This window comes from Alteromonas sp. G5_S2_22_S1 (assembly GCF_054968525.1).
The window spans coordinates 14042-28055 of the sequence record NZ_JBQKUJ010000024.1 but is presented as its reverse complement, the minus strand read 5'-3'; the positions used below and the strand labels follow the sequence as shown (position 1 = coordinate 28055).

Genomic DNA, 14014 nt, shown 5'->3' with positions numbered 1-14014 from the left:
CCTTGTTAATTTGTTCGTATTATCTCTGCCAAACTATTTGCTAGTTCAGTAGCTACATCCCTATCTGTTGCCTCTATCATTACACGAATCAAAGGCTCTGTTCCAGATTTTCGAAGAACAAGACGACCACTTGAACCTAAGGCCCCTTCGACTCGCGCTACCTCTTCCTTTACAACATTTAAATCAAGTACTGAATCCAGATCGTTATGACGAACGTTCACCATACACTGAGGCAGCTTAGTCATCCCTTCTTTTAAGTCTTTTAGAGAATATTCACTTTTTACGACCACTGCCAATACTTGAAGAGCAGCAACAATAGCATCACCAGTGAATGCATAGTCTAAATTGAGTATATGACCAGACGTTTCACCACCTATACGCCAGCCAGTTTCTTTTAATTTTTCGACAACATATCTATCGCCGACTTTGGTTCTTTCAAACGGGATATCTAATTCTTTTAGTGCAATCTCAAGCCCCAAGTTGCTCATAAGCGTGCCAACCGCACCGCCTTTGTAGCCAGCTTGCTTTGCCTCACGGGCCATCAAAAACAGAATCTCGTCTCCATCAACGACATCACCATCTGAATCAACAAACATAATTCTGTCTGCATCTCCGTCAACGGCTATTCCTAAATCAGCTTTATTCGTTGTTACCGCTTTGCTTAGTGCATTCAGTGACGTAGCACCACACTCATTGTTGATGTTTACCCCGTTCGGCGTGTTTGCGATATTAATGACTTTTGCTCCCAACTCTTCAAACACACTGGGGGCGACTTTATACGCAGCACCATTCGCACTATCAACAACGACTGTCAGTCCTTCAAGACTGAGATCGCTTGGAAAGGTCCCTTTGCAGAATTCAATATAGCGACCTGCGGCATCTTCAATTCTTCGCGCTTTACCCAAACGCTCTGAATCTACGCATTCGATACCATTTTCCAGCGCACACTGTAATTTTTCTTCAATTGCCTGTTGTTGCTCACTACCTAACTTCGCGCCACTTCGGCCAAAAAATTTAATACCGTTATCGTAATAGGGGTTATGAGATGCGCTAATAACTACGCCTGCGTCAGCCCTAAAAGTCGAAGCTAAATAAGCTACCGCAGGTGTGGGAATAGGCCCAGCCAATGCTATATTAACGCCCGCTGCCGACAAACCAGCCTCTAATGCAGATTCAAGCATGTACCCGCTAGCGCGAGTATCTTTTCCAACGAGCACTTCTTTTGTACCGTCTGCCGCCAAAACTACGCCCGCAGCCCAGCCTAGCTTCATTACAAAATCAGGTGTCATTGGGAATTCGCCAACTTTCCCGCGAATTCCATCGGTGCCAAAATATTTTTGAGACATTTTTACTTCCTAAAAAACGAAAGGCCACAACTCAAAAAGTCATGGCCTAATATCAAGATGTTAGCGTTATTCTACAGTAACCGACTTTGCAAGGTTTCGGGGCTGATCGACATCAGTGCCTTTGATCAATGCTACGTAGTAAGAAAGAAGTTGCAGAGGAACGGTATAAACAATGGGCGCAATAATATCTTCACAATGAGGGATATTAATGACGCGCATTGTTTCATCGCTATCAAAGTGCGCATCAGCATCGGCAAACACATACATAATACCGCCTCTGGCACGTACTTCTTCCACGTTAGATTTTAACTTTTCAAGTAATTCATCATTGGGCGCAACGACAATTACAGGCATTTCGTCGTCTATCAACGCTAAAGGGCCGTGTTTAAGCTCACCTGATGCGTATGCTTCGGCGTGTATATAAGAGATTTCTTTGAGTTTAAGCGCGCCTTCCATTGCAATTGGATACTGAGCGCCACGCCCGAGGAACAAGCTATGGTGCTTATCGGCAAACTCTTCAGCGAGAGCTTCGATTACCTCAGCAGTACTCAACGCTTCTTCAATCTTGCTAGGCAGCGTTTTAATTGCAGATACGATTTTCGCTGACGTTTCGTTAGAGAGACCATTGAACTTCCCTAACGCCAGTGTAAGCATTAAGAAGGCTGTAAGTTGGGTTGTAAACGCTTTAGTCGATGCTACGCCAATCTCTGCACCGGCTAGCGTCATAAACGCAAGGTCTGACTCGCGCACTAACGAAGAACCCGGTACATTACAGATTGTGAGTGCCGACATATAACCTAGTTCTTTGGCCAAACGCAACGCGGCTAATGTGTCTGCCGTTTCCCCGCTTTGGGAAATAGTCACGAGCAGACTGTTTTGGTGAACAGCTGACTTACGGTACCTAAACTCTGAAGCAATCTCTACTGAGCACGAAACGTTCGCGTGTTCTTCTAGCCAATATCGTGCAGTCATGCCAGCGTGATAACTGGTTCCACATGCGATAATTTGCACATGCTTCACTTGTTTCAAAATGTCTTCTGCACCTTCGCCAAACAAAGCGTCGATGTTGTGAATATTATCCACTCTATCTTGAAGCGCATTTCGAATAACCGCTGGCTGCTCATAGATCTCTTTAAGCATGTAATGACGATATCCACCTTTATCGCCTGCATCATGCTCTACGTTGGATTCTACAACTTCACGCTCAACGCGCTCACCATCTTTGTCGAAAATCGTCACCTCACGACGTGTAACCTTTGCTACGTCACCCTCTTCTAAGAAGATAAACCGACGGGTTACAGGTAGTAGCGCTAATTGGTCTGAAGCAATGAAGTTTTCACCCAAGCCCAGTCCGATAACCAATGGGCTACCTGAGCGCGCGACTACCATTGTGTCAGGGTCTTCTTTATCGATAACTACGGTGCCGTATGCACCAGTGAAATGCGTCACAGCATTTTGAACAGCTTCTAATAAAGACTTACCGTCATTAAGCATTTCGTGAACCACATGTGCAATGGTCTCGGTGTCTGTGTCGCTTGAAAAGGTGTAACCTTTTTCAGAAAGGTTCTTACGCAGCGAAACGTAATTTTCGATAATACCATTATGTACCACTGCTACGCGGCTTGAAGAAAAGTGTGGATGCGCATTGTACTCAGTCACACCACCGTGAGTAGCCCATCGTGTATGGGCAATCCCTGTGGTTCCCAAAGCAGTTTCACTTTCTACAGCTTCAGCTAAATTTTTGACCTTACCTACTGCGCGAATGCGTTTTAAATTACCATCCTTGTCTAACAAGGCTACGCCAGCGGAATCATATCCTCTGTACTCTAACCTTTTTAGCCCTTCTAGTAGTATTTCAACCACATTCCTTTCGGCTATTGCACCTACTATTCCACACATCCTATTTACTCCGTACTTCTCGAGTTAATTATTATTAAATTTCTACGCGCTCATTTTAAAGCATGTTACCGCTAAGGCAACTAAACGAGATTGTTTACACCCAAATCAAACACGTTCGACGCATAACTCTATGATTTATTCAAAAATGTTTCTAAAGTTTCCTTTAGCTGTAAATTATAAACGTCATTCGAAAAACGACTTAGCGCTCTATTCCTTGCATTTTTTGCTTTTTTAAAGAGTATTTCGTTGTTTTTCTGAAGATAACAAAGTGCATCGGCTACTGCTTTCACATTTTTGTATTCGACCAATATACCTGATTTTTCATCCAATAACTCTGGTACAGCGCCCCAATCATAGGCAACCACAACTCTTTCATTTAACATTCCCTCAGCCACAGTTCGACCGAAAGACTCTTCAAACAAAGATAGTGAGAGAACGACGTGGTTTTGCTGCATGACAACATTCACATCAGTGGCATACCCGTGTACTTTCACATTTTTAGTGTTAAGTTCCTTCTGTACTTTTTTGACTTCGTCGGTAATAGGGCCATACAAATTGAACTGAATATTACTATTGGTGCTACACAAGCTTGCTACTTCAAAAAAGTCGTTAATCCCCTTTTTCTTTATATTACTACTTGCCATGCATACCTTAAGCGTTTCTGTTGGCGCAATACTCTTTGGAGGTAATGAAGAAGATACTTTGTTATAAACAACAGATGTACGCGCAGGTGCGTTGAGCCAACTCTCAGTTTTTTTAGAATTGGCTATAAAAAATTTACTGTTCTCAAGTAAACGTTCCCTGCACTCTTCTGGCGTTTCACCTAATATTTTCATTAAATCTGGGTCGTGCTCGGGAAGCTCCCGAACATGAACGACACTTGGAATATTGCTTCTTGTTGCGGCAATTAACGGTTCATGCATTACTATCGTATTAACATACACTGCAGCAACGCCCTGTGATGTGAAATACTCAGACAAATAGCTTTCTAAGACATGGCTTGTTTTTCGCGACTTACTGAACCAAGGAAGAGGCAAGAACTGAATGCTTGTAACTAATTTTTCACATCTTTCGATGTAATCTGGATTATTGGCTGAAGGTAAAACCAGAGTGACTTTATATTCTGCTTTTCTTAACGCAAAAAGCATATCAAGAAGACTTCTTTCTGCCCCGAATATTTGAGATGTTACTTGGTGTCCCACAACTACAATATGAGCCCCTAATGCACCTTTAATATCCCCTTCAATAATTACAGGCTGAGTAAACGCCCATCCATTTATCAGAGCATGCCACATGGGACTTTGTTGCTCAGCGTACTGAGGAAATTTGTATTTATAGGCACTTGGCACAAAAAATGGAGACGGAGCCCTATCTTCTAGCTCTCCGCTTTGCCAGTAATGCTCATGTATTCCAATACCTTGAGCATCAACGTCTTTATTAGACAATAGATACCATTCTTCGTCGAAAGCGGTTAACCAACGATGATATTCAGCCTCATTAACCGCACATGCGTCAGGGGTTGCGTTATTCAGTAATACAGGAGGAACGGGAAAAGGTAAGCCTAGATTATTGCTATCTCTTTTCAAGCTCAGGTTGTTTGTATTTCTATGCCATGCTCTCGCAAAATCAATATACTGCTTTCTAGCGCCACCATACTGTGTAATGAGATGAGTGCTCGATTGCTGTGTAAGCGAGGAATCGCTAAGCCTTCCTAGTGAAAGCGGAGTGCCTGGTAGCACCTCTTTAATGCTCTCTGAGCCAGTTAGCGCTTGTAAACGATAATAAAATTCGGTATCGGCATTGGCCTTAACAACATCCCATCCACCTAAATCTATCGCTATTTGCCTATGCACCATTAGGGAAGAAACGTTTCTGTGAACCCATCCATTTTGAGGTCTTAGCCGCGTGAACTCCAACGAGTTATTACATCTTGCCCAGTGTGAGACTGTGGCAGCCAGATTTCGTTTCCAGATGAGCGGCCAAACTTGTTTTTCAATCTTCTGCGGGTGAGCCCAGTCGTCGGCATCCATTACAGTAACAAACTTTCCTGTTGCCAAATGGAGACCTCTATTACGCGTGTAATATGCACCTCTATTAATATCGTTTCGAAAAACGCTGATTCTGGCATCTTGCTCCGAAAGCACTTTTAATTGCTCAAAACTATTGTCCGTCGAGCAGTCATCAATAACAATTATTTCAAGATTTGCCCAGGTTTGTGAACGCAAAGAACGAAGCGCTGTTGCTGCGGTTGTTGCCCCGTTGAATACTGGCACAACAACTGAAACCTTGTGAAATGGAAAAACAAAAGATTTAAGTTTATGGAACAGCTTTGTTTCCTTACTACTGCCGAGGCTATCGAACAAAGCTGGATCTTCGGCAACAATTTCTACATTTTCCAAATGTTCAGATGAGTAAATCTGATTTAGTCGCTTTATTTTACCGTACTTTTGCTCGAGTAAAGAGCGCGCCATTAAAGACTCAGTTGGTGAGAAAACAGTTTCCCACCTTCGCAATGCACTTTCGGCACCTTTGATATCACCGACTTTTATATAGCTTTCAAGCGCAACAACATACCCCCCCTGCTCAGCTATAAGTTCGGGGAATGAAGAGAGTAGTTTCGTATTGCTCTCTATTAAGGTGATGACCTCTTTGAAGGCCCCTAAAGAGTGATAGTACGAGGCTATGTTAGCTAACGCGTAGGCGCCATTAGGCCCTTCACCTTTAACGTGCTCTCGCAAACGAACTAGCGAAAAGTTGTCGATTGAATGAGGAGCGCCCCAAAGCGCTCTTATGTCACTTAATACTGGAAGAGCGCAAGGTAGACGCCCTTCTTTTATTCCGAATTTTTTGTAGTGCGTTAACGCATCTATACCCGCATTAGCTACATCAGGATAGGTCGCTAAGTACCAACTTTCGTCGAAGTATTTAAAATTCAAGGTGAAGACTCAAGTATTCGCTAAAGAACCAATGAAGGAAACTTCTCCTTAACTTGCGATATTTGTTCTACCGAACATAGGTATTGCTTTACAAAGTTAATCATGTGGTGCTCGCCATGCCTCTCCGACACGTCGTTTTCGCCATGATTTACGAGATAGAGGACTGTTGGTTCAAACGAATAATAAACATTTCTTGATGCATCTTTCGCTTGCTCGTGAAATCTTACATGATTCCTCAATCTACTAACAAAACCTCCGATCTCTAAGTCTTCCAACTTAACCTTTGAAATGAACGATGAGCCGCAATTCCTATAAAATATTCGATCTATACCGTTTAGATAACCAAACGCTTGATTGTTCTTATCACAAAGATAACCAGACATCATGGCTATATCATCACAATTTTGTTCTTCAAAAGTCGACAGCACTGTATGGAAAAAGTCAGTAGCAACCAAGTCGTCGGCATCAAGTAGCATTACAATGGAAGATTCTTCCTTGTTTTGCTCCATAGTCTTTTTGAGCTCTTTAATTGCCGAAGTCTTCTTCAACTCCTTATCATTCATGTAGAGACTCTTTTCAGTCGGTCTAGGAAAGTCATTTCCTACGAAGACAATATTTATGTAGCACCAAATTTTTTCCATATCGGTTAAAGGGTTTTCATGTCCACTTACAAAAACATTTACTTCCACTTTATCGCTTACTTGGCTTGCCGCGCCTTCGATTGAAATAAGTGTTCTTACTAAGTTTTCTTTGATTAACTCGTGTTTTTCTTTGTCTTCTGACCAATTAGAGTTATCAAAAACTTTGGTTGTTTTTAGGGGAATCAAAAAATTAAATTTCACAAGCACTCGCTTATACACAAAAATTATAAATTTCAGCTGGTTGTTTAATAGAAGCCGCTATTTTAGACTAAAACGCAACGAGATCTTTGTTCAAATGGTCTGAGACTATCTCCGTTTGGGATCCTGACAAGAAATACTCATCTGTTGCATCCCAAGTATGAGCTTCAACGTTCCCTCTCCATACAATGAAGTTAAAAGGGTCCGAGGCGTAAACTTTAATGCCGTCCGCCTTTAAACGATTCAATAGTTCGCTATCTTCACCTCTATTAACCGCTTTGAACTTGTACTTGTGAAAAACATCAGCCTTGAATACTAGGGTAGCCCCTGCTACAAAATCTGCTTCTTGATGTTTTTTACCCGGGAAGCGTTTTATTAGTTTGTCAGAACCAGATAAATACATATAAAGCTCTTTCTTACCTACAACGCCATAATCACCAAAGGTAAACGGTATTAGCATATCTTTCAGGTAATTAGCGAAATAGAAGTCATCATCATCCATTTTAGCGATATATTCGCCGCTCGCTTTCTCTGCCGCTTTGTTAAACCGCTCGCCCAGCGTATCTTCACTATCATTAATCATTGCTGTAACACGCTTAATGTTAGAATCGACAGACTTCAGTTTACCAATTAGCTCTTCCGACTGAGATTGGCTAAACCCTTGAAGTACTAAGATGAGCTCAATATTCGAATGGTTTTGGCGCGTCATGTTTGTGACAATACGATCAATCATCTCAGGGCGTCTTGTGCACGTAATAATGCTAACTAGTGGTTCTTCTCGCTCATTATTAATGCCTATCGCTTTTTCAATATTCACTAAACGGTGAGCATAGGTATGCTTAGTCATGACTTCTCGATAGCCGAGGTGAGACGTTTTCTCCCAGTAATGTCCGTCAGTCAGCAAGCGCTCAATGATAACGTTGGCTTCATCAGCATCTTTAGCAACTTGTACTATGCCAGAAAACTGCTCTTCAATTGCTTTTGAAGGAGTAGATACAACAGGTGTGCCGCAAGCGAGCAACTCATAAACACGACGCGACATCATTGTGGGTGACTCCACTATCGTGTTTACATTCAAAAAAACTTTAAATCGCTTGTATAGCTGCACAACTTCGGTAAAAGGTACTGCATCGCGTATAAACGGTGTGTATTGTGGCGGGAACTTGTACCTGTCGCTATCTACCTTCGACATTCTGTCATAGATAGCGCCATCAAATTCTATAATTGATGGTAGCAACGCATCCATTTGGCGTTTACGTTCGTCATGGCCAACGCCGTAGTACGAGCCGGCGAAGCAAACTGACTCAGCCTCTGTCTTAAATCGTCCTGAAGGGTTGCAAATTTTTTGTTGAGCGGCAAAAGGCACGGCATAAACATCCGCATCAGGCACGTCTGCTTTATAACTAGCTACTTTTTCTGAATCAGTTGTAAAAATAACGTCCGCATATTTAGCTATTGGTAAATACTTATCATAGTGCATTGGATCTTCTTTGTTCCAAAACACAATAGGCATTTTTTGCTTAACTTGAGGAATTAGGTCTAACAACGCTTGAGCATTGTTGTGTTTCAAGCCCGGTGATGTAAATGCGTACTCCCATGTGCCCTTATTGCCCTTCCAACAACTTTCCAAGAAGCAAAAGTTTGCCGTAGATGAAGCCACTTGTTCTACATAGTTAGCCCTGCTAATTGGATAGCTTGTCATTTCATAGCGCCAGCACTCTTCAGATATCTCATCCATAATGGATATAGCCCTAAGTTTTGGCTTTTTGATATCAAAAGCAGGGCTCTTAGGCATGACAGCGTTAGACGCGCTTTTTTTCGCGTTATCTTTCTCAGTCCACTTATTAAACTCGTTTACCATTACGTCAACATGATTTGAGAAGAGTAAATTGGTAACAGGCTGTGGTAATGGAAGAGATGCAGAAAGCTTCAGCGCTGAAAGAAGACTTTCAACATTGCCAGCATTAAAGCTTAATACCGAATCATAATTATCTGCATACTCTTGAAGCGGAGGAACATTTGAAACCACTATCTTTTTACCAAAAGAGATGGCCTCAACTATCTTCATAGGGGGTACTATCGTACAGACCTGCTCGTTTCTACGAGGAATAACAATGGTATCTATTACAGAAAAGTATTTGATTACGTCGTCGTGCGGGACTCTTCCCGTTTTTATCAGCCAAGGTGCCGAATCTATTAAATCGCTGCTTGCACCAAGTTTAGTAATTGCTGAAGCATCGCCTACAAGCAACAACTTCACAGTTTGTTCAGTCGCATTTAGTTGAGCCACAGCTTCAATAAGGTCTTCAATGCCTTCGTAAGAATTGAAGCTGCCAACGTAGCCTATTACGTTGTCGTTCGCATCTATACCTAAACTTTCTCGCAGTTCCTGTGAATTTGCATTTAACTGAGAGACACTTGAGAGCCCGTTAGGCACTAACTGAATTAGATCGCTCTTAACACCTCGCGCAATCAATTCTTGCTTCATTGTATCATTTAACGTAAAGACACCCGTCGATTGGGCTGCAACAAAGGAATCGCGAGTCGATTGTGCTACATATTCTTCTGAATCTACATATGAAGGCTGACGAGTGGCTTGAGAAAGTTCCCAAAAGCCTCTGACCTCGTTAAAAAAAGGTAGTCCTAATTGAGAAGCAGCCACTAGGGCTGGCAAACCTACTTTATAATCGCTGCCAGCCATGACAAATTGAGGGCGAAATAGCTGAAACATTTGTACATAGTAGTCTACGGACTTACGCAAAAACTCTTCTTCACTTTCAGGTAGAAAAATTCCGTCTTTACCTGCATGGATATAGCGAACGCCGTTTACAACTTCTTGAGTATTAACCTTCGCGTTTTCATCCAATTGCCATGGGCGGCCTGGGCGTATGAAGCACAAAGCTTCAAAGCCTTTCATGTTTAGTGCTTCGGCTACACCTTGCGTTCTTATTGCATAACCGTTGCTTGCATAGCTTGCACCATGGCTAACTATATATGCGATTCGACCAGCTATGTGTCGTTTAATTGGATTGAGTTCAAATGCAGCTAGGCTAGATGCGACTTCAGTTAATCTATCTTGTGCTAAGTCCATGGCAATACTTTTATAATTTGAAAATTTGAAAAAAGGCAATGACGATATTTGTTCTTACTGCATATCGAACAGTTTGTTGCGCAAGTTCTGCGCTTCAAAGTAGTATTTTTCTAAGTTAGCTTGAGTTTCCTCTAGCTGCTCCTCTGCATATGAAGGAGAAGAGGCACTACTTGCTGCGAAGTTCGGCAGAGGTACTTTTACGGTTTCTTCTCCATTTTCAAGCTGCGCAAGTCGTTTAGTACACAACCAAATATTTGCTTTAAATAAATGCTCGCCATACTTCTTGCTTGCCTTTTCATACAGTGCTTTGGCCAACTCATACTGACCTTGAGAAAATAGAAGACTAGCTTGCTCTATAATCGAGCCTTTCTCATTATTCATAGGTATAAAGTTCCTTTAATTCGAAATGGCCTAAAAAGAAGAAAACCTGTTCGGCGCTCTCTTTTCGTCTTTTCCGTATTTCAAAAAGTGTAATAGTGGATTCATTCCAGACTTAGCTACATCAGTATTTCTTTTCAAATACCAGTCTCCATCAAACTCTGCTGAAGGTCGACGCCCTTCTTTAGCTCCAAAGACCAAATAATGCTCAGCTGGGTCTACACCAGACTCCTTTACATCTTTGTAAGTCGAAAGGTACCAGTCTGCGTCAAAGTAATCACTGCTGTAAACAAGAGCCACATTCTCAAGTAACTCTCTTCGTTGCTTAGCATTCCGGCTTACTTTGGCGTTTAATTTGTCTATACTCTTAGTGACTTTCCAAGAAGGTGACTGTTTAATTGAGCGCAGCTCAGCGACTTGCAAGCGCAACTGTTTTTCCGCTTGAGACTTACGCTTAAGCTTTGCGTTAAGCTTCTCGTTTTCTAGCTTTAGTTCGTTGTTTCTTGCGGCTTGCGCAGCGATACCTTTCGATTTGTTAGAAGAAGTCAGCCCTCCTCCCATTTCTAACTGATACTGCAACACAAAAAGTTGTGAGGTTAGTACCGATATATCTTGCTCTAGTGAAGCTTCTTTCGAGCGCTGCAAACTCGTTAATTTAGCAACTTCAATCTGCGTGCGAGTTAATTGCTCAATTAAGATTTGGCTCTCTTCTTTGCTTTGATATAGCTCTCGCATACTTTCTATGAGGAGGTTTGCGGCATCTCTGTGAGAGGAGTCAGCATATGGTTGAGCATCACAACCAGTCACGAACAACTGCTTAATTTGGCTGTATAAAGACTTTATTTCGGGCTCTAGTTTTAATATTGACTTTGCGCTGTCAATTGCACGCACAGAGAAGTCAGGCGTTTGTATATCAGAAAAGTAATGCGCAATTGCCTTTCCTGCGTCGCTACTGCATAGATCGCTCGCTAGATTCTCGATAGAACACACATGATCAATCAATTCACTTTCAGCAAGTAAATGCGTTGCTTTTAGGTTGTTGGTTACGGCTTGTAGGGTAAATTCTTCTTCACTACACAAAGCTGCAGCTAATTGAAACTCAGGGGGAAAAGTAACCAGCGCTACCTGAGCACTTTCTAGCGTCTGCTTCTGCTGGCTGAAATCTGCTTTCGTTACAGGCTTTACAACAACATTAAGCACTTTCGAACTATCGGAAGAAGCAATAGAGTTGACCGTGTACAAAGATAAAGATTTACACAGCGCCTCCCACAACACCGAGTGTTCAGCTGTACAAACTAAAAACATTAAATTCCTCTCAAACCTAGCAAAGGGATACGTTTAGTCAGTGACCCTTCCGTGTTATTAGCCATTCATTATAACAAACTGGAATGTATAACTCATTTAAAACTTTGTTCGGCCGCGTGTGGTAGAAACAAAAGTTCTGTTATACTGAGCCGCTAGCAAGGTTTCAGATGTACTATGACATTAATAAGAACGCTTTCATCACTATTTCGATTCAAACACGGAACAGCACAGCCCGAAGACATACAGTGGCTTTCATATCACATCCCTAAAACGGCTGGCAGTTCTCTTCGCCAAATGTTTTACAGAGAATTTGGTCGTTCTAGTGTTTTTGATGTTTACCACCCTGACGAAGCAAGGTCTCTGGGGCAAGGAAACGCGATTCAAGTTTCTGCACGCTCACAAGTGGTACACGGCCATTTTAAACCCCACCCTAGACATAGCGAACTCTTTCCTAACGCTAACAGTATGGTCTGGGTGCGCGACCCCATTCAGCGTATTTGGTCTTTAGTGGGACATTTGCTAGATCTGCAATCGAAACACCCTCACTATGAAACCATTCATAATTTATATATATCGAAGGGCATCGAAAACCAATCTGACATCGTAGAAAGGATAATAAAAGAGCGCTCGATACCTTATATGGTAACTACCTACTCACGATTTTTTTCGGAAGTTGGTATTCAAGAGTTTAGTTTTGTAGGCTCGATGCATAACTTTGCGACCTCAATTGAGTTATTAAATAAAGACTTTAATTTGTCGTTGAAACCACTGCATCGAAATAGCCGCACTAAAGCAGGAATCCCTAGCACTTTAAGCAATTTGAAATATTTAATGGAAGATGAATATAGTCTGGTTGATAACTATCTTTGATAGGATGATAAGAAAATAATGGCAGTTTTTACAATTTCTGTGAAGCAGACGAGCATTGACGTCAGTGATAAATTCAAATGGTGTTTGGATGAGCCCAGCAATGGTGCTGAGCACGAAGGAAATCTTATTGAAAAAGAAGGCATTAGAATAAAAGGCTGGCTTCTTAAAAAACTTCAGAATAATGCGACTTTAGTGTTACTAGACGGATACGAGATTTTTCCACTTAATTTGAATACTGAAAGGCCTGACGTAATCGAGAAAGTGGCTTCGGTAGAACGTAATTTTCAACAAGAGTCACTTTGTGGTTTCGACCATACTTTAACTCCCAAATCGTCTAATATTGCTATAGCAATTGTTCACAATAGCCACTTTCACGTAATTTACGAAGTGAACATAGAGGGCGTGTTTAAAATTTTGGAGGGCGAAGATAATTGGTTGTACCTTGATAACGACACCAACAAAAGTGTTGAACAGTTTACAGGTAAAACAAAACTCAGTTGGGCAGAAAAGAAAAATTGGGCTGATTACGCCAATACTTTTAGCTCTTTGACGCTGAGTCAAGCTGGAAAGAGTGCATTTCTTATCGCCCCTTCTAAAGAATTCGTTGTTGAAGAGCACTACCCTTTCAAAAAATCAAAACATACGCCGCTAGACCAATTAACTAAGCTTGTTGATGACTCTTTCAGCTTAGTTACACCAATTGATGCGCTGAAGCATTTTGAAGAACGAACCTTTCGAGTTTGTGACACGCATTGGAGTTGTCATGGTGCTAGAGTAGCTACAATGGAAGTAGCAAAAAAATTAGGCTTAGACTGCACTTCCATAGAAAACCTTTTCAAAAATGATGTATACGTAGAGCGTGTAATGGCTGGCGACCTTGGCTCTAAAATTTACCCAACTCAAAGGCATGCTGAAGATTTTCTTACTACGTTTAATTATAACCGAGTGGTTGTTTACGATAACAATCTTCCCAATTTTGGCAGGGCTTTTATTTTAGATAACCCTGACGCTTTAAACGAACAAACCTTATTAGTATTTGGCTCGTCTTCTGTTTATTCCATGTTTAACTATTTAGCCAGAATTTTCAGAACCGTAGTATTTTTCCATACCGCAGGTAACATTGATAAAGAGTTGGTTGATAAGATAGCACCTGACTATTTGTTAGCTCAGTCTAACGCAAGGTTTGTAGTAAAAGCGCCTTCGTTTGATATTAAGATTTCGGATTATATAAAGGACAAAAAGCGCAGGTTAACTCATTTACCCGACGTAGTTCATAATACTGAAAAAACGTCTGCCATTGTAACCAGCCTCGCTCGAGTACTTGACGAAATGAACGCAAAGTAAAGACAA

Annotated in this window: 9 protein-coding genes; 2 read left to right on the top strand and 7 right to left on the bottom strand. The window is 41.6% G+C overall.

Annotation, left to right across the window (positions count from 1 at the left end):
* Positions 1-5 precede the first annotated feature (5 nt).
* The 7 genes from glmM to ACTRWF_RS18335 form a co-directional block, all read right to left on the bottom strand.
* Positions 6-1346: a phosphoglucosamine mutase gene (gene glmM, locus ACTRWF_RS18365; RefSeq protein ID WP_150140251.1), complete on the bottom strand. Its 1341-nt coding sequence runs from the start codon at positions 1344-1346 to the stop codon at positions 6-8.
* Positions 1347-1412: 66 nt separating this feature from the next.
* Positions 1413-3245, bottom strand: a complete 1833-nt coding sequence (gene glmS, locus ACTRWF_RS18360) for a glutamine--fructose-6-phosphate transaminase (isomerizing) (RefSeq protein ID WP_150140253.1) — start codon at positions 3243-3245, stop codon at positions 1413-1415.
* Positions 3246-3373: 128 nt separating this feature from the next.
* Complete coding sequence (locus ACTRWF_RS18355) at positions 3374-6181, bottom strand: glycosyltransferase (RefSeq protein WP_462836001.1); 2808 nt, start codon at positions 6179-6181, stop codon at positions 3374-3376.
* Positions 6182-6201: 20 nt separating this feature from the next.
* On the bottom strand, positions 6202-7023 hold the full coding sequence (locus tag ACTRWF_RS18350) for a hypothetical protein (RefSeq protein WP_462836000.1): 822 nt from the start codon (positions 7021-7023) through the stop codon (positions 6202-6204).
* Positions 7024-7090: 67 nt separating this feature from the next.
* Positions 7091-10111: a glycosyltransferase gene (locus ACTRWF_RS18345; RefSeq protein ID WP_462835999.1), complete on the bottom strand. Its 3021-nt coding sequence runs from the start codon at positions 10109-10111 to the stop codon at positions 7091-7093.
* A gap of 54 nt (positions 10112-10165) precedes the next feature.
* Positions 10166-10492 carry a hypothetical protein gene (locus ACTRWF_RS18340; RefSeq protein WP_239220095.1) on the bottom strand — a complete coding sequence of 109 codons (327 nt, stop codon included), beginning with the start codon at positions 10490-10492 and terminating at the stop codon, positions 10166-10168.
* Positions 10493-10522: 30 nt separating this feature from the next.
* The gene (locus ACTRWF_RS18335) at positions 10523-11794 is read right to left on the bottom strand and encodes a hypothetical protein (RefSeq protein WP_462835998.1); all 1272 of its coding nucleotides are present in this window, start codon (positions 11792-11794) and stop codon (positions 10523-10525) included.
* Positions 11795-11968: 174 nt separating this feature from the next.
* On the opposite strand from ACTRWF_RS18335, the gene ACTRWF_RS18330 reads away from it, so the two are divergent.
* Entirely contained in the window at positions 11969-12664 is a 696-nt protein-coding gene (locus ACTRWF_RS18330; RefSeq protein ID WP_462835997.1) for a hypothetical protein, read from the top strand.
* Positions 12665-12682: 18 nt separating this feature from the next.
* Positions 12683-14008, top strand: a complete 1326-nt coding sequence (locus tag ACTRWF_RS18325; protein ID WP_462835996.1) for an alginate O-acetyltransferase AlgX-related protein — start codon at positions 12683-12685, stop codon at positions 14006-14008.
* Positions 14009-14014: the final 6 nt, after the last annotated feature.

What these genes read in the sequence shown, in the direction of transcription:
- glmM (WP_150140251.1), bottom strand. Translation starts at nt 1,346, where the DNA reads ATGTCTCAAAAATATTTTGGCACCGATGGAATTCGCGGGAAAGTTGGC.
- ACTRWF_RS18325 (WP_462835996.1), top strand. Translation starts at nt 12,683, where the DNA reads ATGGCAGTTTTTACAATTTCTGTGAAGCAGACGAGCATTGACGTCAGT.
- glmS (WP_150140253.1), bottom strand. Translation starts at nt 3,245, where the DNA reads ATGTGTGGAATAGTAGGTGCAATAGCCGAAAGGAATGTGGTTGAAATA.
- ACTRWF_RS18335 (WP_462835998.1), bottom strand. Translation starts at nt 11,794, where the DNA reads ATGTTTTTAGTTTGTACAGCTGAACACTCGGTGTTGTGGGAGGCGCTG.
- ACTRWF_RS18345 (WP_462835999.1), bottom strand. Translation starts at nt 10,111, where the DNA reads ATGGACTTAGCACAAGATAGATTAACTGAAGTCGCATCTAGCCTAGCT.
- ACTRWF_RS18330 (WP_462835997.1), top strand. Translation starts at nt 11,969, where the DNA reads ATGACATTAATAAGAACGCTTTCATCACTATTTCGATTCAAACACGGA.
- ACTRWF_RS18340 (WP_239220095.1), bottom strand. Translation starts at nt 10,492, where the DNA reads ATGAATAATGAGAAAGGCTCGATTATAGAGCAAGCTAGTCTTCTATTT.